The organism is Lewinellaceae bacterium (assembly GCA_020636105.1).
Classification (GTDB): domain Bacteria; phylum Bacteroidota; class Bacteroidia; order Chitinophagales; family Saprospiraceae; genus BCD1.
In genome coordinates this window covers 1,651,867-1,673,196 of record JACJYL010000002.1, presented here as the reverse complement: position 1 = coordinate 1,673,196, position 21,330 = coordinate 1,651,867, and the positions used below count along the sequence as shown (strand labels likewise).

17 protein-coding genes are annotated in these 21,330 nt (G+C 45.3%); 9 read left to right on the top strand and 8 right to left on the bottom strand.

Annotated features, from left to right (window positions below):
- The first annotated feature begins 9 nt into the window (after window positions 1–9).
- Together H6571_23725 and H6571_23720 are read left to right on the top strand one after the other, a co-directional pair.
- Window positions 10–459, top strand: a complete 450-nt coding sequence (locus H6571_23725) for an Hsp20/alpha crystallin family protein (GenBank protein MCB9326758.1) — start codon at window positions 10–12, stop codon at window positions 457–459.
- Window positions 460–574: 115 nt separating this feature from the next.
- Window positions 575–1,522, top strand: a complete 948-nt coding sequence (locus H6571_23720) for a J domain-containing protein (GenBank protein ID MCB9326757.1) — start codon at window positions 575–577, stop codon at window positions 1,520–1,522.
- Between the two features lie 568 nt (window positions 1,523–2,090).
- Here the strand turns inward: H6571_23720 and H6571_23715 are convergent.
- Entirely contained in the window at window positions 2,091–2,774 is a 684-nt protein-coding gene (locus H6571_23715; GenBank protein MCB9326756.1) for a response regulator transcription factor, read from the bottom strand.
- 186 nt (window positions 2,775–2,960) lie between these two features.
- On the bottom strand, window positions 2,961–4,505 hold the full coding sequence (locus H6571_23710) for a HAMP domain-containing histidine kinase (protein MCB9326755.1): 1,545 nt from the start codon (window positions 4,503–4,505) through the stop codon (window positions 2,961–2,963).
- 171 nt (window positions 4,506–4,676) lie between these two features.
- Between H6571_23710 and H6571_23705 the strand changes: the two genes are divergently transcribed.
- From H6571_23705 to H6571_23695, 3 genes are all read left to right on the top strand, one after another.
- Window positions 4,677–5,435 carry a GLPGLI family protein gene (locus H6571_23705; protein ID MCB9326754.1) on the top strand — a complete coding sequence of 253 codons (759 nt, stop codon included), beginning with the start codon at window positions 4,677–4,679 and terminating at the stop codon, window positions 5,433–5,435.
- Window positions 5,436–5,497: 62 nt separating this feature from the next.
- Window positions 5,498–8,287 (top strand): outer membrane beta-barrel protein, encoded by a 2,790-nt coding sequence (locus tag H6571_23700; GenBank protein ID MCB9326753.1) that lies wholly within the window; start codon window positions 5,498–5,500, stop codon window positions 8,285–8,287.
- Between the two features lie 85 nt (window positions 8,288–8,372).
- A complete protein-coding gene (locus H6571_23695) occupies window positions 8,373–9,443 on the top strand; it encodes an HlyC/CorC family transporter (GenBank protein MCB9326752.1) in 1,071 nt (356 codons plus the stop codon).
- An 835-nt stretch (window positions 9,444–10,278) separates the two neighbouring features.
- On the opposite strand, the gene H6571_23690 is transcribed toward H6571_23695, so the two are convergent.
- Entirely contained in the window at window positions 10,279–10,695 is a 417-nt protein-coding gene (locus H6571_23690; protein ID MCB9326751.1) for a hypothetical protein, read from the bottom strand.
- A 180-nt stretch (window positions 10,696–10,875) separates the two neighbouring features.
- Between H6571_23690 and H6571_23685 the strand changes: the two genes are divergently transcribed.
- Window positions 10,876–12,048 carry a C40 family peptidase gene (locus tag H6571_23685; protein MCB9326750.1) on the top strand — a complete coding sequence of 391 codons (1,173 nt, stop codon included), beginning with the start codon at window positions 10,876–10,878 and terminating at the stop codon, window positions 12,046–12,048.
- Window positions 12,049–12,230: 182 nt separating this feature from the next.
- Here H6571_23685 and H6571_23680 read toward each other — a convergent pair whose 3' ends face one another.
- Together H6571_23680 and galE are read right to left on the bottom strand one after the other, a co-directional pair.
- On the bottom strand, window positions 12,231–13,082 hold the full coding sequence (locus tag H6571_23680) for an outer membrane lipoprotein-sorting protein (protein MCB9326749.1): 852 nt from the start codon (window positions 13,080–13,082) through the stop codon (window positions 12,231–12,233).
- Between the two features lie 300 nt (window positions 13,083–13,382).
- Complete coding sequence (galE, locus tag H6571_23675) at window positions 13,383–14,405, bottom strand: UDP-glucose 4-epimerase GalE (GenBank protein ID MCB9326748.1); 1,023 nt, start codon at window positions 14,403–14,405, stop codon at window positions 13,383–13,385.
- Between the two features lie 81 nt (window positions 14,406–14,486).
- On the opposite strand from galE, the gene cysQ reads away from it, so the two are divergent.
- Complete coding sequence (gene cysQ, locus H6571_23670) at window positions 14,487–15,275, top strand: 3'(2'),5'-bisphosphate nucleotidase CysQ (GenBank protein MCB9326747.1); 789 nt, start codon at window positions 14,487–14,489, stop codon at window positions 15,273–15,275.
- A 2-nt stretch (window positions 15,276–15,277) separates the two neighbouring features.
- Window positions 15,278–16,027 carry a glycosyltransferase family 2 protein gene (locus tag H6571_23665; protein MCB9326746.1) on the top strand — a complete coding sequence of 250 codons (750 nt, stop codon included), beginning with the start codon at window positions 15,278–15,280 and terminating at the stop codon, window positions 16,025–16,027.
- A 138-nt stretch (window positions 16,028–16,165) separates the two neighbouring features.
- Here the strand turns inward: H6571_23665 and H6571_23660 are convergent, their stop codons facing one another.
- Together H6571_23660 and H6571_23655 are read right to left on the bottom strand one after the other, a co-directional pair.
- A complete protein-coding gene (locus tag H6571_23660) occupies window positions 16,166–16,900 on the bottom strand; it encodes a response regulator transcription factor (protein ID MCB9326745.1) in 735 nt (244 codons plus the stop codon).
- Between the two features lie 96 nt (window positions 16,901–16,996).
- A complete protein-coding gene (locus tag H6571_23655) occupies window positions 16,997–18,163 on the bottom strand; it encodes a glycerate kinase (protein MCB9326744.1) in 1,167 nt (388 codons plus the stop codon).
- Between the two features lie 446 nt (window positions 18,164–18,609).
- Between H6571_23655 and H6571_23650 the strand changes: the two genes are divergently transcribed.
- Window positions 18,610–19,008: a DUF1761 domain-containing protein gene (locus H6571_23650; GenBank protein ID MCB9326743.1), complete on the top strand. Its 399-nt coding sequence runs from the start codon at window positions 18,610–18,612 to the stop codon at window positions 19,006–19,008.
- A 121-nt stretch (window positions 19,009–19,129) separates the two neighbouring features.
- Here H6571_23650 and H6571_23645 read toward each other — a convergent pair whose 3' ends face one another.
- Complete coding sequence (locus H6571_23645) at window positions 19,130–21,328, bottom strand: radical SAM protein (protein ID MCB9326742.1); 2,199 nt, start codon at window positions 21,326–21,328, stop codon at window positions 19,130–19,132.
- Window positions 21,329–21,330: the final 2 nt, after the last annotated feature.

Here is a 21,330-nt window from a genome sequence, read left to right as displayed (position 1 = left end):
AGATAAATTATGGGAGCTCTAGTTAAATGGAACGAAAGTAATTTTCCTACTTTCTCTTCAATGTTCGACGATTTTTTCAAAACTGAATTCCCTGTATGGTCCCACAACAATTTTGCGGCTGAAGGCGCAACGCTTCCTGCCGTAAATATTAAGGAAACGGATAAGGAATTTGGTTTGGAACTTGCTGCACCAGGTATGAGTAAAGAAGACTTCAAGGTTGCCGTAGAAGACGACGTACTCACTATTTCTGCGGAAAAGGAATTCTCCAAAGAAGATAAAAAAGACAATTACAACAGGAGAGAATTTTCCTATTCCTCTTTCCAGCGCAGGTTTAACCTTCCTGAAAGCATTGAGGCGGACAAGGTAACGGCGAAATACAAAGATGGAGTGCTGCATGTAAGTCTTCCAAAAAAGCCTGAAGCACAACCAAAACCGGCTAAGACCATCAAGATCTCATAAGACCTTATGGTTTCCGCGCGCGGGCTGAGGTTTAGACATAGGGCCATTGGAGTATTGTCTTTACCTCAGCCTCCTTTTTTTAGGCTCATGGATGTTATCCTCACAAAAAGAATCAATGAATTATAAAGATTATTATAAAATATTAGGCGTGAGTAAGGATGCGGACAAGGCCACCATCAAAAAGGCCTATCGCAAACTCGCTGCGAAATACCATCCGGATAAGAATCCGGGCGATAAGGAGGCCGAAGAACGGTTCAAAGCAGTCAATGAAGCCAACCAGGTACTCAGCGATGATCAGAAGCGCAAGAAATACGAGGAACTGGGTGCCAACTGGGAAGCATACCAGAATACGGGTTACGATCCCACCCAGTTTCAGCGTTCGAGGAGCAAAGGTGGACAAACCTTTCATTTTGAAGGCGACCCAGCTGATTTCTTCGGCGGTGGCGGCAGTGGTTTTTCAGACTTTTTTGAGATGTTTTTTGGCGGCGGCGGCACCCGTGCACAGGATAAATTTGGTGACGCCACCAACGGAAGACGGCGTGCTTCTACGATGAAAGGGCGCGACATTGAAGCTGAAATGGAGATCACCTTCGAACAGGCTTACCTTGGCGGTATGAGGTCTTTTGAGTTGAATGGTCAGAAAATGAGGATAAAGATCAAGCCCGGGGCATACGACGGCCTCCAGCTCAAAATCAAAGGCAAGGGACAGCCCGGCATCAATGGCGGGGCAAACGGCGATTTATATATTCGGTTCAGGTTATTACCCCATCCGACGTTTGAAAGGAGAGCCGACGATCTGATTATCGAAAAGGAAGTTGACCTGTACACTGCAGTTCTGGGCGGCAAAATCAACCTTCCGACTTTGAACGGAAGTCTATCCATAAATATTCCTCAAGGCTCAAACAGCGGTAAAATGCTGCGCCTCAAAGGAAAGGGGATGCCAATATACGGCGCCTCCGGCCACGGCGACCTCATCGTGAAATTAATGGTCGTCCTACCGAAAAATTTAAGTGAAGAAGAAGTCCGGCTGTTTGAAAAACTCCGGCAAATCAGAAAAGCCTAGGGAGATGTTCCCCGGGCTTTTTTTTGTTTCAGGACTGGTTTGTATTGTTCAAGGTGTTTCAAATAGTTTCAGATGTTTCAAGTGGTTTCAATGGAGCGCAGCGATATCCCGTAGCGTAGGTCGGGAGGGTTCTTTGCACACCTAGCGAATCCCTGACGGACTTAGCGTTTAAATTTTTCTGAACACTTTTGAATGGAACATTCTTTTTCAGAAAGGATACCTCCAAAAACCACAAGTGGGAATCCACATAGTTACGTGAACTCCCACTCCAGTCCGAAATGATCACAAGGATACTTCGGCTTGCCAGGCTACGGTCGAATAGACTTCATCCTCATTTGCATAACCGTTAGGTGTTGCTTTTTGGAATCTGGCTGAATTAGTGGCTCAATCATCCCGGTTTTAACTTCCGAAGAAGAAAAGATTTCAGGTTTGTCTGCTAACTCAGTCTAACCGTCTCCAGTCTGTCTTATCTATCTCTTACCTGGTAACACGCAATGTATAGGAAATAGTGATCATGTGGCAATGACGAATGTCATACAAAATGGGTGATTGTTGTCATGTTTTGACTTTATTCTACTAAAAAATGATACCCTACGCCCTTCAGTGTGATGATTTGCACGCCAGGATCCGCTTTGAGGTAACCACGTAGTTTGGTGATGTACACATCCAGGTTCCTGGAATTGAAAAAGGAGTCATCTCCCCATAATGCTTTGAGAATGACTTTCCTGTCGAGGGCCTGGTTGCGGTTTTCATGCAGGATCTTCAGGAGTTGTGCCTCGCGGTGGGAGAGTTTCTGAATCGTATTGCCCAACATCAGTTCGTGTTTACCGAGATGGAAAATGAAGGAACCAAAAGTGATGGTGTGTCCGTTTTGAAGTTCAGGGCTTTTTCCGCCGGTAAGGCTGATCAGGTTTTGGATGCGAATGATCAGTTCTTCCATGCTGAAAGGTTTACGGATGTAGTCATTTCCGCCAGATTCAAAGCCCTTGAGCAGGTCTTCCGTTTGCGTTTTTGCTGTAAGGAAGATGATAGGAATATTTGGATCAAGGCGCCGGATTTCCTCCCCAATGGAGAATCCGTCCTTATTGGGAAGCATTACATCGAGAATACAAATGTCCGGACAAAATTGCTGAAAAGCCGGCACCGCATGCAGCCCGTCGGTTACCATGTTGACGGTAAACTGTCGGCTCTCAAGGCTTTCCTTAACAATCTTGCCAAGGAATGGCTCGTCTTCTACATACAGTATTTTTATTTTTTTCGACACTTGCTGGTTGTTTTATTATTTTCTACCGAACACTTTTCGGGACTTCCCCCTCAAGTGTTCGGTAGAAAATTTTATTCCAAATTGTTCAGCCCTTGTTTTGCATAATTTCACAGGATAGCTAATGACTTTTTGATGCTAATTGTTCTCCAGGGAAAATTTTCAAAACCAAGACCTTTACCCTTTACTGTCTATTCCAGGCAACACCAATTCAAAACAAACGCCACCTGCTTTTCTGTTTTTAACCTTGATCCGCCCTCCGTGCTGTTTCATGACACTGCCCACATAACTAAGTCCGAGTCCATGCCCTTTTACATTATGTAATTCACCCGAAGGAACCCGGAAAAATTTGTCGAAAATTTTTTCCAGATAAGGCTCGGGGATGCCTATACCGTTATCGGATACCTTAAGGATGATCTCATGGGCTTCTATAAAAAGTTCTATATCGATTTCCGGGGCGGCCTGTGTATATTTCAAAGCATTTTCGATCAGGTTGTACACGACATTGGTCAGATGTACCCGGTCTCCCCTGACCAGGCATGCCGGTGTTTTGGCCTGTAAATTTACAGTGGCTGACATTTTTTCAAACTGGAGTTTCATAGAGTTGAGTACACTTTGTACGATGTCGGAAAGGTCCACAACTTCAAGGGTTAAAGAAGGCTCCTTTCGTTCAAACAAAGACATTTTAAGGACTTTATCAACCAGGATGGACAGTCTGTTCAATTCTAGTTTTGAAATGTCAAGGTATTCTTTGGTACGCTCCGGATCGTTTTTGGCCTCAAAATTACTCAACGCCTCAATGGCTACCCCTACGGTGGTGATGGGAGTCTTCAACTCATGGGTAATATTGCTGATGAGATCGTTTTTCAGGGCTGTCAGCTTTTGCTGCTGTCTGAGGCTGCGGTAAGTCATGAAAAAAGCCAGCCCAATGCTACCCAGCAGGAGTAGGGAAAACAGTATTTCAGGGATCATCTTTTTAAAGAGGAACATCCGGTAATCCGGTAATTCCACGGCAAAGGATTCGCCTGAAAAAATATCTTTGTATTGTTTGGACGTCAGGGGTTGAAACCGGTTAGAATGTCCTGTAGAATCGGTAAACAGGATGATGCTGTAATTTCCGGGCAGTTTGAATTTATTGTTTTCCTTCGATTTCCAAAATTGCCGGTTCAGCATCTCCAGGGTAGCGAGTTGCTTGGCAGAATCGGATTGGATTGAGTCGGCATCCAATTCCATATAAAAAGAAAGTGTTCCGTTAAATTCACTAGGATCTGCACCAAGGCCTTTCATTGTTTTTACGGTGATGGAAAGGGTACTATCGGCACTCCTTTCATGTAGGGTGTCCAATTGTTTTACCATGGTGAAGGTCATGTGTTTGTTCCGGAAACGGTGCACGGTTTCTGGAATTTCCGGGGTTCCCTCCTCCCTGGAATTGGATACAATGATAGAATCGATCAGGGTAATGGCTTTTCCTGTACTTTCAATGGAAGAGAGCCCCACGGTATCCCTAAGGTTGAGCACTACGGGCTTATTGCCGGATTTTCGGAACAACGCGTCCTCCACATCACGAATGGAATTGACAAAAAGAAAGTCCGTCTCCCGCTGTAAGGCTTCATATTCGTCTATATATACGCGGTTGAGCCACAGGAACACAAAGGTCAGCAGCAACAGCAAGCTCCCGCTCATGAGGTAAACGGGAAAGGATATGTTTTTGAATTTTATCATAAACTTAGCCCAAAGCTAAAGCAATAAAAAACCATAATCAATTTCCATTAACCTTTATTAACCTTAAATCAAGTTTGATTAACCTTAATATGGGGGCGATGGCTCTACTTTTGCACCGACAGTTAAAATAAGAATTCCATCCATTTTAAAACTTTGATAAAAATTAAACAAATGCAAAAATTATTATTCATGATCGGGTTATTGCTTCCCTTTTTGTCTTTCGCCCAAAATAGCGAGGGTGAAATTCATTTTACAGAAACCGTAAAGTTTGTGTTCAATTTGCCGGAAGGACATGAAGATATGGCGGCTTCCTTGCCATCAGAGCAAAAATCCCGGAAGGTTTTGTTGTTTAACGCATCTGAATCACTTTATCAGAATGAAGAAAATAAGGATGACGACGGCCAGGATGTGGTAGAAGGCGGTGATGGAGAAGTGCGGATCAAAATGATCATTGCCCGTCCCATGGAAAATAAGCTTTACAAAAATCTTGAAAGTGCTCAAAAGATCCAAAAGGAAGACTTTTTCGGAAAGCTGTTCCTCATCTCCGGCGACCTGGATAAATATCCATGGAAACTTACCGGAGAGCAAAAAAAAGTACTCGATTTCAATTGCCAGCAGGCGGTTTTTAGTGACGATGAGAAAAAAGTGGAAGCCTGGTTTACCCCGGAAATCCCCGTCACAACAGGTCCTGGTGAATATGGCCAACTGCCCGGCATGATCCTGGAAGTAATCATTGACGATGGCCAGCGAAAACTGGTAGCCGATGAGGTTGTTTTTAAGTCTCTCGACAAAGGGGTGATCGCCGCTCCACAAAAAGGTAAAAAAGTAACAGCTGACGAATTTGAAGTCATCCGCGAGGCCAAGATGAAGGAGATGGAGGAAGAAATGGGCGGCAGCGGTGGCGGCATGAGAATAAGAATTAAAAACTAAAATTCTTTCCCGATTGCCGGGTAAACCAGCAACCAGCAACCAGCAAACCAGCAACCAGCAACATGAATCACCTGACTACCCTTTTTTTTCTCCTTCTTTCCTTCGCGGCTTTGGGCCAAAAGAGTACCACTGCCTTGCAGGGAAAGGTTGTTGACGACCAACTGCATCCGCTTATGGGGGCAACCGTCGTTTTATTGCAACAAGCCGATTCCGTTCTTGCAAAATTCAACATTACGAATGAGGCGGGAGGATTCAAACTCACCAAAATTCCGGGGGGAGACTATATTTTACAGGTCTCCTACCTGGGTTTTGGCAATTACAGTAAGCCCTTAACCCTTGACGGACAGCAATCCGTCAACGACATAGGCAGCATTTTGATGTTGCCTGCCTCAGCGGTATTGGATGAGGTGGTCATCAAAGCAGAGCATGTGCCCATGGTGGTCAATGGCGACACCCTGGAGTACAATGCGGCAGCCTTCAAAGTAGCTCCCAACGATGCGGTGGAAGATCTGCTGAAAAAGCTTCCTGGTATTGAAGTGGCCCGGGACGGAAGCATCAAGGCACAAGGTGAAAAAGTCGACAAAGTCATGGTCGATGGGAAGGAGTTTTTTGGCAACGACCCTACCATTGCCACCAGAAACCTGCCGGCCGATGCCATCAATAAGGTCCAGGTTTTTGATAAAAAATCCGAGATGGCAGAATTTTCAGGCATTGACGACGGTATGGAACAAAAAACGATCAACCTGGAACTGAAAGACGATAAGAAAAAAGGATATTTTGGGAATGCCAGTGCCGGTTACGGGACGGATGACCGTTATACCGGCAAGTTCAATCTCAATCGTTTCGGTAAAAAAACGCAGCTTTCGGCCATAGGAATGGCCAATAACGTCAATGACCAGGGTTTTTCTTTCAATGATTATATCAATTTTATGGGCGGTCTGGGTAATTTCATGTCGGGCGGCGGTGGCGGATTCCGGATTACTATGGACGGTGACGGAGCGGGGTTGCCCCTCAACCTGAACGGCCAGGATGGGATCACCACCACCCGTGCCGGCGGGCTCAATTTTAATACGGATTTCACCGACAATACCGAATTGAATGCCAGTTATTTTTACAATAATTCCCAAAACGCCCTCCATCGCACCATAGATCGTGAAACTCTTTTTGGGGATCAAAGTTTTGCCACCCGCGAAGAAAGTGAAAAAGCAACCACGAAAGCCAACCATCGCCTCAACTTCACCCTTAAACACGAGATCGATTCGATGCAAAACCTGACTTTCCGGGGCAACGGTTCGATTAACAACTCAAGATTGGATGAAGTTGGAACCAGTAATACTTTTGCCAATAATGGACTGGCCAATGGAAGTTTCCGGGATTATTTTACGAACCAGGACGGTTTTCAGTACAGCAGCAGTCTTGTTTACCGGCGAAAATTCGGGAAAGCGGGGCGAATTTTCTCCGGAAATGTTTCTTACCAACATGATGGAGGTAATCAAACCGGCCAGGTTTATTCCATCAATGATTTTTATGAAGGATTGACGGTGCCTTCATTTTCAGACACCCTCCGTCAGCGCCAGCTTTATGATTCCCGTAAAGAAGGTTTCGGATTCAGGTTGTCCTACACCGAACCACTGGGGAAAGGGAAATACCTCGAAATCAACGCTTCCCGTCAGCAGTATGAAAATGAACAGGAAAAACAGTTTTACGACCTTTTTTCCGATGAGGAAGTTTCGCTTGAAGCCCTGAATAATCACTATATCGTCGATTATATTTATCACCGGGCGGGGTCCGTTTTTAAGTATAACACTAAAAAGATGAATTTTAGCGGTGGGGTCAGTTTGCAACAGGCTTTGCTGGACGGCAAAATTTTCTCACAGGAAGATCCCGTTAAAGGGGAATACCTCTATCTTTTGCCGGAAATGACCTTGCGGTATGACTTTAAAACCACCAGAAATCTTTCCCTGGAATACCGTACCGAAGTGAGAGAGCCGACCATCCAGGAGTTGCAACCCGTTGTAGACAACAGCAATCCATTGAGTATTTACGAAGGCAATCCGGACCTCAGGCCGGAATACACTCACTCGTTGAATGCTTTTTTCATGAATTACGACCAGTTCAGCTTCACTAATTTCTTTATCAATGCCATGACCACCTACACCAGAGATAAGATCACTACGGCACAAAGTATTGACGAATATTTCGTAAGGTATGCCACCCCGGTGAATGTGGAGGAGGATTTTGGGGTACAGGGTACGGTATCGTTCACTACGCCCATCCGACCGATAAAAACGCGGATCAGTCTAAGCACTGACTGGAGTTACAACCGGAGCATTGTATTTGTCAATGATTTACGCAATAATGCAAAGTACAGAACCGCCGCTTTTGACATAAGTCTGGACAACCGCAATAAAAAAGTGGTGGACGCCACCATAGGAGCAAATTTTAAATTCAATCACACCACCTATTCCGTAAGTGAGCAATTTAACCAGGCCTTTTCAAGTCAGACTTATTATGTGGATGTGGCGCTGGATCTGGTCGAAAAGTGGCAAGTCAACTCGTCCTTTGATTACCAGGTTTATTCGAACGAGGCGTTTGGCAAACAGCTGGGCATCCCGCTGTGGACGGCAGAAGTGTCGCGTTTTGTAATGAAGAAAAAAGGGGAAATCAAATTTTCTGTTTTTGATCTGCTCAATAAAAATGAGGGCATCAATCGGGTGAGCCGCCTGAATTACACCCAGGAAGAACGCATTCAATCGCTGGGCAGGTATTTTATGCTCAGTTTTGCCTATTCGATCTCTGGTTTTGGAGAGGATCATGCCGGCATCGATGTCAAAATGAGCCGCAGGAGATAGTTTTAGCCCATGGCTCTTTCCCCGGGCAAAAACTAATTTCGGCTTCTTCATCTCAAAAAATGATCAAATTTGTTATTTTTGACCTATGGGATCATTGTTAGCGTTTTTTTTGATATCAATAAGTTTTTCCTTTTTGTGTTCGGTGCTCGAAGCCGTCCTGCTGAGTATTACGCCCCGATTTATCCGACAGATGAAAAACAGGCCGGGAAATTTGGGTGAAATCCTCGAAGAATATAAAAAGGATATCGATAGGCCTTTGTCCGCCATTCTTACCCTGAACACTATTGCGCACACAGCAGGAGCCATGGGCGTGGGAGTGCAGGCGGGTAAATTATTCGGCACCCACTTTCTGCCTGTCGGACCATGGGAAATATCCTATGAATCCCTCATTGCCGTACTGATGACATTGGCCATATTAATCCTGTCGGAAATCATTCCAAAAACCATAGGAGCCAACAACTGGGAGGCACTTGCGCCTTTCACGGTTCGCACATTGCGTATCCTGATGTTTATTTTGTCTCCCCTGGTCTGGCTGAGCCAGTTGATCACCCGGAATCTCAAAAAGGAAAAGGAAAAAAGCGTTTTTAGCAGGCGTGATTTTGCCGCTATGGCTCATGAAGTCAAAGAAGATGGCACGCTGGCCCATAACGAGTATACCATCATTACGAACCTTTTGGGGCTGGACAAACTCACCGTAAGGGATATTATGACTCCGCGCACCGTGATGACCATTGCGGATGCCAATGCTACATTGGAGGGGTTCTATAAGAGCCACAAGCCGCTTCCTTTTTCCAGGATTCCCGTTTACGAGGATATGGATGATTTTTCAGGCATGATCCTCAAAGATGAGCTCCTGCAGCAATTGGTAGAGGGCCATAATGATAAGAAACTGAAAGATATTTCAAAGCCCTTGCTCTATGTAAAGGATAGCGCGCCCCTCCCCCGTTTTTTCGAAGAACTCACTTCCAACAATGCCCACATGGCCCTGGTGGTAGATGAGTTTGGCAGCACCGTTGGATTGGTGACCATGGAAGACCTTCTGGAAACTCTCATTGGTGTGGAAATTACGGATGAGTCCGATGCCGTAGAGGATCTGAGGAAGTATGCACGCGAAAAATGGGAAGAACGCGCCCGGCGCCTGGGGGTCAAAGAGTGAACAATCATCACAAAATGGCCATTTCTAAAACCTAAACACTCAGTTGGGCGACCTTATTACTGTGTACCAAAATAATCGCTTTAAATAAAATTTCGATTGCCCAGTGCTTAGTGCTTGGACATGATAAAACAAATATTGAATTATATTCAGCTACTCATTCTTCCTTTATCAAAGGTTTCAGCAGGGATTTAACCTGGTTTGAAAAGTTGCTTTTCATTAAAAATAAGAATACAATTTGAAGGAAAAATTACTGAAATTCACCAACGGTGCTCAAAGATTTGGAATGAAGAAACAATGGAGATTGTTAATAAAGCACTTAATGTTCCCCCGGGTGGCCGAAGCTCGTCGTCAAAAAGGTGATAGTCAGGAGTTTTAGTGGGAGTTATCAAGGTTGGTTTACCCTCCCGCGCCCTTGTATTCACTAAAGGGAGGCCCGCATTTTTTCTTTTTCGGGATTTAATTTTCAATGCCAAATTTGCTTACTGGCTACACTTGAAAAGCTTTAACTCCGGCCAACTAACAGTCCAGTAATTCCAGTAAAGACAATAAAAAAATCCCGAACCCTGTGTCAACCAGGATTCGGGATTCCGTATCTTGAAATGATTAAAAATTCCCCAAAAGGAAAAATCCGGTGCAGGATGATCGGTTAAAGATCAAAGGACGTGAATCCCCCGAGGGAACCTCTGATGCACATGAAATGTCTCGGTATTTCGCTTCGCTCAACCTGAAATCGACCGAAGGGAGATCCTCGTGCACGCAGTGCCGGGACAATTTGAAACCATACGACCCCTCAGGTTTTTCCTGAATCGGTAAGTTTCAAAAAGCACCTCAACCATTACCCGTGGTTATGTCCCGCATGTTCGTTCTTTACATAATCCATACCACATTTAGGGCACTGGCCTTCCGCATCTGATCCGCTGCCCTCACAGTGCATCGGGCAAATGAAGGCTGAATGATAAGGGGCATTGAAAACGTAATCCATGCCGCATGCAGGACAGTTGCCCGGCTCAGGGGAGCCGCTGCCGTCACAATTCATGGGGCAGATGTAAACAGAAGTAATTTCCGGTCCGGGGGTATCGTCATCGCTTTCGGTAGATTCGGTAGCTTCCGTAGTTTCCGTACCTGCTCCTTCTGGTGCTTCGGTAGATTCAGCTTCCCCGTTTTCCGTTGATGCGCTATTGCCGCAGGAGCTTAAAAACAAAACAGCAACAAACATTGCCATTATTCCAAAATGAATTCTAAACTTCTCCATGGTTTGAAAAAATATTAAAGGATTTAAAAAAGTGATTTTTATTCGATTCAATTGCCGTGTTCTTTTGGTAGGTGGGAAAGGATGAACTGTTGGTTGCCATTGTTTATTGTTTGCCCAAATAAACTTATCTTGGCCACAAGTGAAACATTTTGGAGGCCAAAATTAAAATTTAATTCTAATATGAGGATAACAACGATGTTATTTTTGCTGGTTTGTTTAACAGGTTGTGGAAGAGGAGGAGAATCCCTCAACATCCTGATGGATGATGCCAAACAGGATTTCGCCCCGGACAAACGGGTGGCCTTATTTGACATCAGAGGTATCAAAAAAGGCGGGAAATACCTGTTGGAAGGAACTTCAAACCTGCCCGATGCCGTGGCAGCGTTGATGGAAAAGTGCGAAGATGCCGGGCTCAATGTCGAGAATCGTATCCATTTATACCCGGATACCACGCTTGAAGGCAGTCTGTTCGGAGTGGTCAATCTTTCTGCCTGCAACATCCGTTCCCATCCGGCGCATTCCTCTGAGCTGGCCACACAAGCTACACTCGGCACCCCGCTCAAATTACTGACCCGGCAAAATGACTGGTACCTCGTGCAAACGCCCGACGGCTACCTGGGGTGGCTGGATGAAGGCGGTTTTACGCCGATGAACGAAGCAGAAATGAAAGCCTGGAAAAATGCCAGGAAAGTCGTTTATCTCCCGCAATTCGGGTTTGCTTACGCCCTGCCGGACATGACCTCCCAAGTGGTGAGTGACCTGCTCGCCGGCAATATCCTTCGATATATTGGCGAAACGGAAAAGAATCTGACGGAACTGTCTTTTCCTGACGGTCGAAAGGCTTTTGTACCTGCAGGAACGACCAAAGATTATGCCGAGTGGCTCGATTCGAGGAATCCCGTTGCTGACAATATCCTCTCCACTGCCGACGAATTCATCGGCCGACCTTACCTGTGGGGGGGTACTTCGGGAAAGGCTATGGACTGCAGCGGGTTTACCAAAACCGTATTTTTTCTCAACGGTATCATCCTGCCGCGTGATGCTTCTCAGCAGGTTCATATAGGCACTGATATTGCTGTGGATACTTCTCTTGAAGGATTGCTGCCGGGAGATCTCCTGTTTTTTGGAAAAAAAGCCACGGCAGATCAAAAAGAAAAAATCACCCATGTGGCCATTTACCGGGGCAATGGCAAGATCATTCATGCAACGGGCAGGGTAAAGATGGAGAGCCTGCGGCCCGGAGATGAACATTTTGCGGAGGACCGGCTGAATACCCTGGTGTGCGCGAAAAGGGTGCTGAATACTCCGGGTGAAAACGGGGTGCAGTGGATCAGACAGTCAGAAGCTTATTAACGGAATCAGCGTTAAAAAATATTAAGCTATAATCCTCTTATTATCAAAAATAAAAAAGATTCGGGTTACAGGTCAATTGACTTGTAACCCGAATCTTTTTATAAAAAACAAAGACACCGGTTTTTTAGCAAACGATTAAAAAATGAATCCGGGAGGTTCCTTGTTTTACAAAAGCTAAAATTTTAATTCTTATCCTTTTTCGCTTTTTTTGGCTTTTCCATTTTCTCCATCTTTTCCATTTTTTCAACCTTCTGTGGCGCTTCTTCTATCATTTCTTCCATCGCTTCAGCCGGCGCTTCTTCCACGGCTTCTTCTTCAGTTCCACCCGGGAAAGCAAAAACACTATCCTCAAGTTCAGGATTAATCTCGATGGAGGAAATGGCTAACTTCATCACACTCTGACCGTTCATCTTGGTCTCGATGGAAAAAGGCATCATCAACCCATCCACTTCCTCATATTCACTCAGGAACGTTTCGGAAGCTTGTCCTGCAGCAGGACCGGATGAAGCAATTGTTCTGACCATCACAGGAATATAGTACTCTGTGTCGAAAAAGTGGTACTCAGTTTTACCGTCTTTTTTGGTCACTTTAATTTTGTAACATTCCGTTCCTTCGATCTCCTCTTTGCCTTCGAGTTCCAGCGTGTGGCCATTATCCTTGTAGTGGAGGTAGATGTTGGGAAATTCCTGATCCATTTCTTCTGCCATTTCTTCAGGCATTTTTTGTGGCTCAGGACCTGACTGGAAAGGATTGATGCCCCATGCAGTGGTCCCGTCATAAGCCTGGACAATGGTCATGCCCTGAACAGAAAAATCCATGCGCTGCTTGTTAGGATAAGCGGCAGAAATGGTGCCGGGAAGTTCCATGCCTTGTACAAGAACCTTTCCTTCCATCTTTTGCGACTTCAGGTCTTTCCATTTTTGCAGACCGCCTGAATTTTCGAAATAGTTTTCAATGATTCCGTCAACGGTCTGAGCATTCATAAAGAATGTGGTACTCGTCAAAACGAGTAGGAATAATAATTTTTTGAACATAATTTTCTGATTTATTTTAGTACGAATAACGCGTTTTGTTGCCAAATATGATTGAATAACTCGATAAAAGGATAAAAAAAATAGATGATCAGATATTCTTTCGTCCGTTATTTAATAAAACCTAATTGCACAATATCTTTATGGTTTCAAATGGTTTCGGCTTGTTTCAAATGGTTTCAGCTTGCCCCGGCACTGCGTACACGTGGATCTTACTTCGGTCTATTTCAGGGTGATTATATAAGTAACTTTAACCTTTAACCTTTAGCCTTTAACCTTTAGCCTTTAACCTTTAGCCTTTAGTTAGCCTTTTCCCTTTCTCTTCTCCCATTCCCAGGCGGTACGCATGATGTCATTGATATCCCGGGTAGGTTGCCAATGCAGTAAGGCAGAAGCTTTCGTGTTATCGGCATAGATGGCCATTACGTCACCAGCCCGCCGGGAGCCGATCTCGTAATTCAACGGTTGCCCTGTGATATTTAAAAAAGCATTCACCGCTTCCAGCACAGAAACACCCTGACCGATGCCAAGGTTGAAAATTTCGCAATGATCCGTATTCCTGTTTTCCAGGAGGTATTGCAAGGCTTTGGTGTGAGCATTGGCCAGATCCATGATGTGGATGTAATCCCGGATACAGCTTCCGTCGCGGGTATCGTAATCATCTCCAAATATGACCACTTTTTCACGTTTGCCGATGGCCGTCTCTGTAATGACAGGGACGAGGTTGGATGGCGCCACTGCCGGTGATTCTCCAAGGAGAATGCTGTCATGTGCCCCTGCAGGATTGAAATAACGCAACAAAATAGACCGCTGATCGGGTTGGCTGACCAGGTAATCACGGATGATTTGCTCGCCCATCTGTTTGGTCCGTGCGTAAGGACTTTCTGCTTCCTGGAGCGGTGTATCTTCTGTCACAGGAAGCTCCGAGGCATTGCCATAAACCGAACAGGAAGAAGAAAAAATCAGGTTGGACACCTTAAATTCTTCCATACAACTGAGGATACTGAGCAGGCTGTTTAAATTGTTATTAAAATATTTTAAAGGTTGTTCCACCGATTCGCCTACCAGTTTCAGGGCGGCAAAATGGATGATCCCAGTAATGTCAGGGTGATCTGTGAAAATTTGCCGGGTCGCTTGCAGATCTACCAGGTTGGTACGATAATTTTGAACGCTTACTCCTGTTATTTTTTGGATTCCAGTCAAAGCATCTTCCGTGGCGTTTGATAAATTGTCCACAGAAATCACCTCGAAACCGTTGTTGATCAGGTCGACGATTGTGTGACTACCAATGTATCCGCATCCTCCGGTAACCAGTATTTTTGCCATAATTGAAATTGCGTTTAGCGTGACTGCAAAGATAATTTAATCTTAAAGTAAACTATCTTTACCTTAAAATAAAAGACCATAATGTACGATCGACTCAATGAGCTCATTCCTTCCATTCTTAAGATTGCGAACGAAGCGGGAGCGCGGATCATGGAAATTTATAACGATGAAGCTGATTTCCAGGTGGAAATGAAGCTGGATGATTCTCCAGTGACCAGGGCGGACAAAGCATCCAATGAGATCATTTGCCGGGAGCTGGAGGCCCTGGAAGTCAAATGGCCCATCGTTTCCGAAGAGAACAAAACGGTTTCTTATGAGGAACGTATAAACTATGAATATTACTGGCTGGTGGATCCCTTGGACGGCACCAAAGAGTTTATCAAAAGAAATGGCGATTTTACCGTTCAGATTGCCTTGATTCATAAAAAGGAAGCCATCCTCGGGGTAGTCGGGGCGCCGGCATTGGGAGAGATGTATTGGGCGCTTAAAGGCCATGGAGCTTTTATGGAAAAAGAAAAACAGGTTCACCGGTTACAGGTGAAGTCAGATTTCGACTTGTCGGATACCGGCCTCAATGTGGTGTGCAGCCGTTCCCATATCACCAAACCCACCCAGGATTATATCGACCAGTTGAAAGACCCTAACCTGATTCCTGTTGGAAGTGCCCTGAAATTTTTGATAATGGCCAAAGGCGAGGCACAACTTTACCCGCGAATGGGGCCGACGATGGAATGGGATATTGCTCCCGCTCAGATCGTTCTGGAAGAAGCGGGGGGGAGTGTCATTGATGAGGTGACCAGGTGCCCCATGCGTTATAATAAAGAAAATTTGTTGAACCATTATTTTATTGCCTACGCAAAGAAGGAATAACCATGCAATCCTTAACCGTCATTATTCCAACCTACAACGAAGCTCATCACATCGGTTCTTTACTGGAAAGTGTTCAGTGGGCCAATGAGATCATCGTGGTGGATTCATTCAGCACGGATGAAACGGTGGCCATTGCCCGTTCAAAAGGAGCTACGGTTTTGGAACATGTTTACGAAGGCCCCGCTAAACAAAAAAACTGGGTCATCCCGCAAGCCCGGAATGAATGGATTCTACTGCTCGATGCCGATGAAAGGCTGACCCCTGAACTTACCGCTGAAATTCAATCATGGCTGTCCCGAGATGAGATCAATATGGATGCTTTCTGGATCGGCAGGCAAAATTATTTCCTGGGTAAAAAGATCCGTTACAGTGGCTGGCAGGGCGACAAAGTAGTGCGTTTTTTTCGAAACAGTTGCCGTTATGATGATAAGCAGGTACACGAAGAAATTATCACCAAGGGCATTAGGGTGGGCTATCTCCGGCATAAAATGGATCATTTTACCTATAAAGATGTAGATCATTTTTTGGATAAAATGCGCCGCTATGCCGATTGGTCTGCCGATGATCATGCTGCTAAAACGCCCAAAGTGACTTTTTTTCATTTGTACCTAAAACCGGCGTTTCGTTTTTTTAAACACTACGTTTTGCAAAAAGGCTTCCTCGACGGGAAAGAAGGGTTGATCGTGAGCGCGATCATGGCTTGGGGGGTGTTTTTGCGCTATGTCAAAATGATCGAAAAACGGAAGGGATGATAGGACAACTTGGTGGATTTCGTTTCAATGGTTCAAATTGTTCCAAGTGTTCCAAGTTGTTCAAGTTGTTTTAAAAAACCAGCAACGAGCAACAAGCAACGAGCAACAAGCAACGAGCAACGAGCAACCAGCCCCCAATCAAATTTTAAAATAATCCAGCAGTTCTTTTTTCCTCGCCGGAGCCACCAGTATTTCGGTGCCGTTGGAAAGGATGACGCTGCCGCCTTTTCCTTTTTTATATTTTTGAATGTGACTGACATTGACGAGGTAGGATTTGTGGATTCGGGCAAAGCCGTACCCGGCCAGAGCATCTTCAAAATGTTTGAGTGTTTTACTGGCGATTTTTATTTCATTTGGGAGGCAGATTTCGGTGTAATTGTCATCGGCTTTACAGAAAAGAATTTGTTGTGTTTCCAGGATTTCGAAGCCGTCCTGGGTGCCGATGGTTATTTTACCTTCGAGGCTTTTTATTTTGGGCGTAGCCACCTGTTCCTGTAAAGCAAGTTCTTTCATCATGATTTCTTCTACATAATGCACCGCCTTGATGAGTTCATCGATAGAGATAGGTTTTAAAAGATAATAAGCAGCATGGGCATTCAGGGCATCGATGGCGTATTGCTGATAGGCGGTGACGAAAACCGTTTGGAAACCGGGAGTTTCTATTTGGTCCAGAAGGTCAAAAGCATTACCATAGGGCATTTCGACATCGAGGAAAAGGAGATCGCATTCGTTTTCCTCAATAGCAGCCAAGGCTTCGGATATGTTGGAAGCAATAGCCGTGACGTTGACTTTGGGGCAGTATTTTCCGAGGTAATTCCGGAGAATTTCCTGGCTGATTTTTTCGTCTTCTACGATGATGGCGTTGAGTATCATATCTTTGCTTAAGGTGAAACGATTATTTATTTAAACTGAAAGCCAGGAACACTTTTTTATAACAGCTAATTTAAGGAATAAGGTGTTTTATTGTCGTCAGGAATGCCTTTTATGTGCTGAATAAATCAGCCTCGTTACATTTTCGGACATTTTTTTCAGCAGAAATTCTGTTTTGAGGAGGGCCGTTGGTAAATCCAAAGGTTCATTGACAATGGAAAAGGCGGCCTGTAATCCGATTTGCCTAAGATCTTCTGAAGAGGCCCTGAGGCTTCCGCAAAGGCCAATGACAGGAACGTTGTACCTGGTCGCCAATTGACAGATGCCAGAAACCAATTTACCATTTTTTGTCTGCTCGTCAATGGAGCCTTCTCCCGTGAAGACATAGTCCGCCTCATGCAGTGCTTTCTCAAGGCCACTGGCCTGAATGACGGTGGCCGTGCCCGGCACAAGTGTTGCTTGCAGAAAAGCCTTTGCGCCAAACCCCATTCCTCCGGCTGCTCCTGCCCCCGGTATTTGGTCAAAAGCCTGGTCAGTTTGTCGGGAGACGACCCCGGCAATGGACTGTAATCCTTCATTCAAAAGTTTGATGGAACGACCCGTAGCTCCTTTTTGTTTGCCGTAAACAAAAGCCGCTCCGTAGTGACCATACAATGGGTTGTTGACATCCGCCAGGACTTCCACTTCAGGTATTTTGTCCAACAGCTTTTGGTCCCAGTCGTAGGAAGTAATTTTACTGAGTTCACTGCCTGTACCCTTTACGGAATTACCGGATTCGTCATAAAAACGATATCCAAGGGCCATGGCCATCCCGACGCCGGCATCATTGGTGGCACTGCCGCCGATGCCCAGTATTATCTTTTTTACGTTCCGCTTTATGGCATCCCTGATCATCAGACCGGTGCCATAGGTTGAAGTGTTCAGCGGATTTCTTTCTTCTGGATCCAGTAATTGAATGCCGGAAGCCGAGGCCATATCTATGAATGCGGTTTGCCCATCTGCCGAAAGGCCGTATTCTGCCCAAATGTGTCGTTCCAAAGGATCTACCGTTTCGACAGCAACCATGGTGCCCGAAGTGTAATACGTCAATACGGAAGCAGTCCCTTCCCCTCCGTCAGCCATTGGGAATATTTTGGTTATGATATTGGGGCTGACATGCGAAACACCAGAAGCGATGGCCGTGCATACTTCCAGGGAAGAAGCTCCGTCTTTGAATGAATCACATGCGATGATGATCCTGATGTTTGCCATTGGTTTTTGATCCATTTGTCTTTCTTTACTTGATGCCGTTTGGTTTTCTGGAAATTTTTCACACAAATATTGTAGTTTTTTTCCATAAGCCGTGTCTAATAGGTTAAATTTAGGAAAAGTCAAAAGTAATAAGGGCCACAAATGGAAGTTTCCAAAACGGAACGGGAATTTAGCCAGCTGATCTATGATAATCAGGCGATTATTCATAAGGTGAGGGGACGCTTTTTTTAATTTTATTGTTGAAAAACGCGGTATATTTAATCGCAATTTGAACACCTGGTTGCGAGCCAAAAGTTGTTCAAATTTAGACCAGGCTTATTTCCCTCGATCCCTGAGGCGTGAAAAATCTATAAAATTTCGAAATTCTTAATGTTTGTCGTGTTTTAATATGGTAAAATTCGTATATTGCAGTTACATATATCGTTTATTTATGCTAGTTTCAGAACAAAACATAAAAAATAATGGATTTATCGGGGATAAATTTTTTGGCGGTAATCGTCGCTACAGTAGCGAGTTATGGGCTGGGTGCCGTATGGTATGGGCCCGTTTTTGGAAAAACCTGGCAGAAAGAAGTAGGGCTAAAGGAGGACGATATAAAAGGAGCGAACATGGGCCGGATTTTAGGGATGACGCTGGTGCTTACCTTTATTATGGCTTTGGGAATTGCCCTTTTTGGCGATCTTAAAGACTGGATGTCCGGCTTACAAAGCGGGCTGCTTTTGGGGGTGTTTTTTGCCGCTGCTTCTATGGGCATAAATTACCTGTATCAACAAAAGTCCCTTAAATTGTGGCTCATCGATACAGGTTATCAAGTAATATTCATGGGTATCATCGGGACTATTCTTGGTGCCTGGCACTGACCATTGTACCAAAGTTTCGAATAAAATGTTGAAACACAGGAGTCTGGAGATTCCTATATCCGGGCTTCTGTTTTCACGAAATTTCCTTTTCTTTTGAAAGAAATGATTTTGGGTGTTACCTTTAAACACTTATAAGGCCACGGCTCCTGAGTTGCCTCCAGGCACTACTTTTTGTAAAGGCCTCGAACGCTCCTGGTTTTTCCTGCTCATAACTCAATTTCACTTCCTGCAATGTTAATACAGGGCCGGCTCCCGGGATCAGACGTTCCAGGATCATTGCCAGCCATTTACCAGGTGCTGCCTCCAATCGAATTTCGAGATCTTCTTTTTTGTTGTGAAATATCAATCGTGCCATGGGTTTACTTTGCCCTTTTTTTTGTTTTTCATAAAAACTCAGGACGGGAGCATTGCCCAGCCAAATCACTTTTGCACTTGGGGCTTCCTTTTTTTCTTCCTGAGAAAGGATGGCATATTCAATAAAAAGAGGAGACACCGTTGTACGGGGTATTTTGAAATCAAACCACTCCTGAAGGTTAAAATCAAGTCCTGCGTCATGCATGTAATTGAACAGGGACTTGCGCAACCCTTCCCCGAAAAGCTCATGGTCCCCGCCTTTAGGGTCATCGTGCCGCAGGTCGTTGTTGGCGAATTTTTTTGTTTCCGGGTCAATTTTGTGCACGCCGAAAGCTTCGGGATTTAACCCGACAGGACTATGGGCCGTCATGCAAAACCGGTGCCAGAACCCCGATTGTATGGCGCCTATTTCGAACAACTGGCGAACCATCTCCAGGGAGTCAATGGTTTCCTGAGCCGTTTGGGTCGGAAATCCATACATGAGGTAAGCATGCACCATGATGCCTGCCTGGGTGAAATTGTCAGCCACTTTGGCCACCTGGCTTACCGTTACGCCTTTCTGAATCATTTCGAGCAAACGGTCCGAAGCCACTTCAAGTCCTCCTGATACGGCAATACACCCGGAAGCTTTGAGCAACTGGCAAAGATCGGCGGTAAAATTTTTCTCAAACCTGATATTGGTCCACCAGGAGATCGTAATGCCTCGGCGCAGCAATTCAATGGCCAGGTCTCTCAATAGTTTTGGGGGGGCAGCTTCATCGACAAAATGAAACCCGTTTTCTCCTGTTTGCTCTATGATGGCTTCAATCCTGTCACAGAGGATTTCAGCGGTGATAGGTTCGTAGTTTTTGATGTAGTCGAGGGAGATGTCACAAAAGGTGCATTTGCCCCAGTAGCAGCCGTGGGCCAGCGTGAGTTTGTTCCATCGGCCATCGTTCCACAACCGGTGCATGGGATTGGCCACCTCAATAACCGATAAGTAGGACCGGGTAGGCAAACCAGCATAATCGGGGGTGCCGACGTCCCGTTGGGCCACGTCTTTTTCCGGGGCACCGTTATAATAACAAACGACACCATTGGTCAGCGTAAACATTCTTTTCAACTGGCTGATGTCCCGCTTTCCATCGAGGTATTCCAATAAGCATAACAGGGGGGCTTCACCATCGTCAAGGGAGATGAAATCGATATATTCAAAAACCCGTTCTTCCCCAAGAGACCTTAGCTCAGTGTTGGCAAATCCGCCGCCCATCACCACCTTGATATGCGGGTGATTGGCTTTGATGTATTGGCCGCATTTCAGGCCGCCGAATAAATTTCCCGGAAAGGGAATGGAAAGACACACGACATCGGGCTGGTATTGAGTTATTTTTGCCTCAAGCCGTTCGACCAAAATCCGGCTGACCTGCGTGTCCGGCTCCTGCAAGGCTGTATGCATGTCGTCAAAAGAAACCATAGCCAGACCCAGCTGTTCCGCATATCGGCTAAAGCCAAAATGAGGGTCGACGACCTCTCGGATCAGGTCAGAAATATCTTCGAGGTATAAGGTGGCCAGGTGCCGGGCTTTATCGCGGATGCCCATGGTGCCAAAGGCCCATTCTATATCATCGAGCTGTTGGAAGCGAAAAGCCTCGGGCAAATAGGTGCCGTCGCAAATGATATGAGCAAGCGTCGGGTTTTTGTCCTGCAAAAAGGCAATGACCTCGTCGATGGTCTGCAGGTAGTATTTTTTCAGGTGAAGGATGCGGCGGGCGTTATCGGAGAGAGAGACCTTTTGAAGGTCGATGGTTTCAAAAAGCTCCTCCAGCCCCTTGCTGGAAAAGAGGTCCAGGATGACTTCAATTCCGAGGTCTGCCTGGTAGGATTCAATGTGTTGAGTATTCAAAAAGCCTTTCAGGTACGCCGTAGCAGGGTAGGGCGTATTCAGCTGCGTGAAGGGAGGCGTGATGAGTAAGATTTTTTGACTCAATT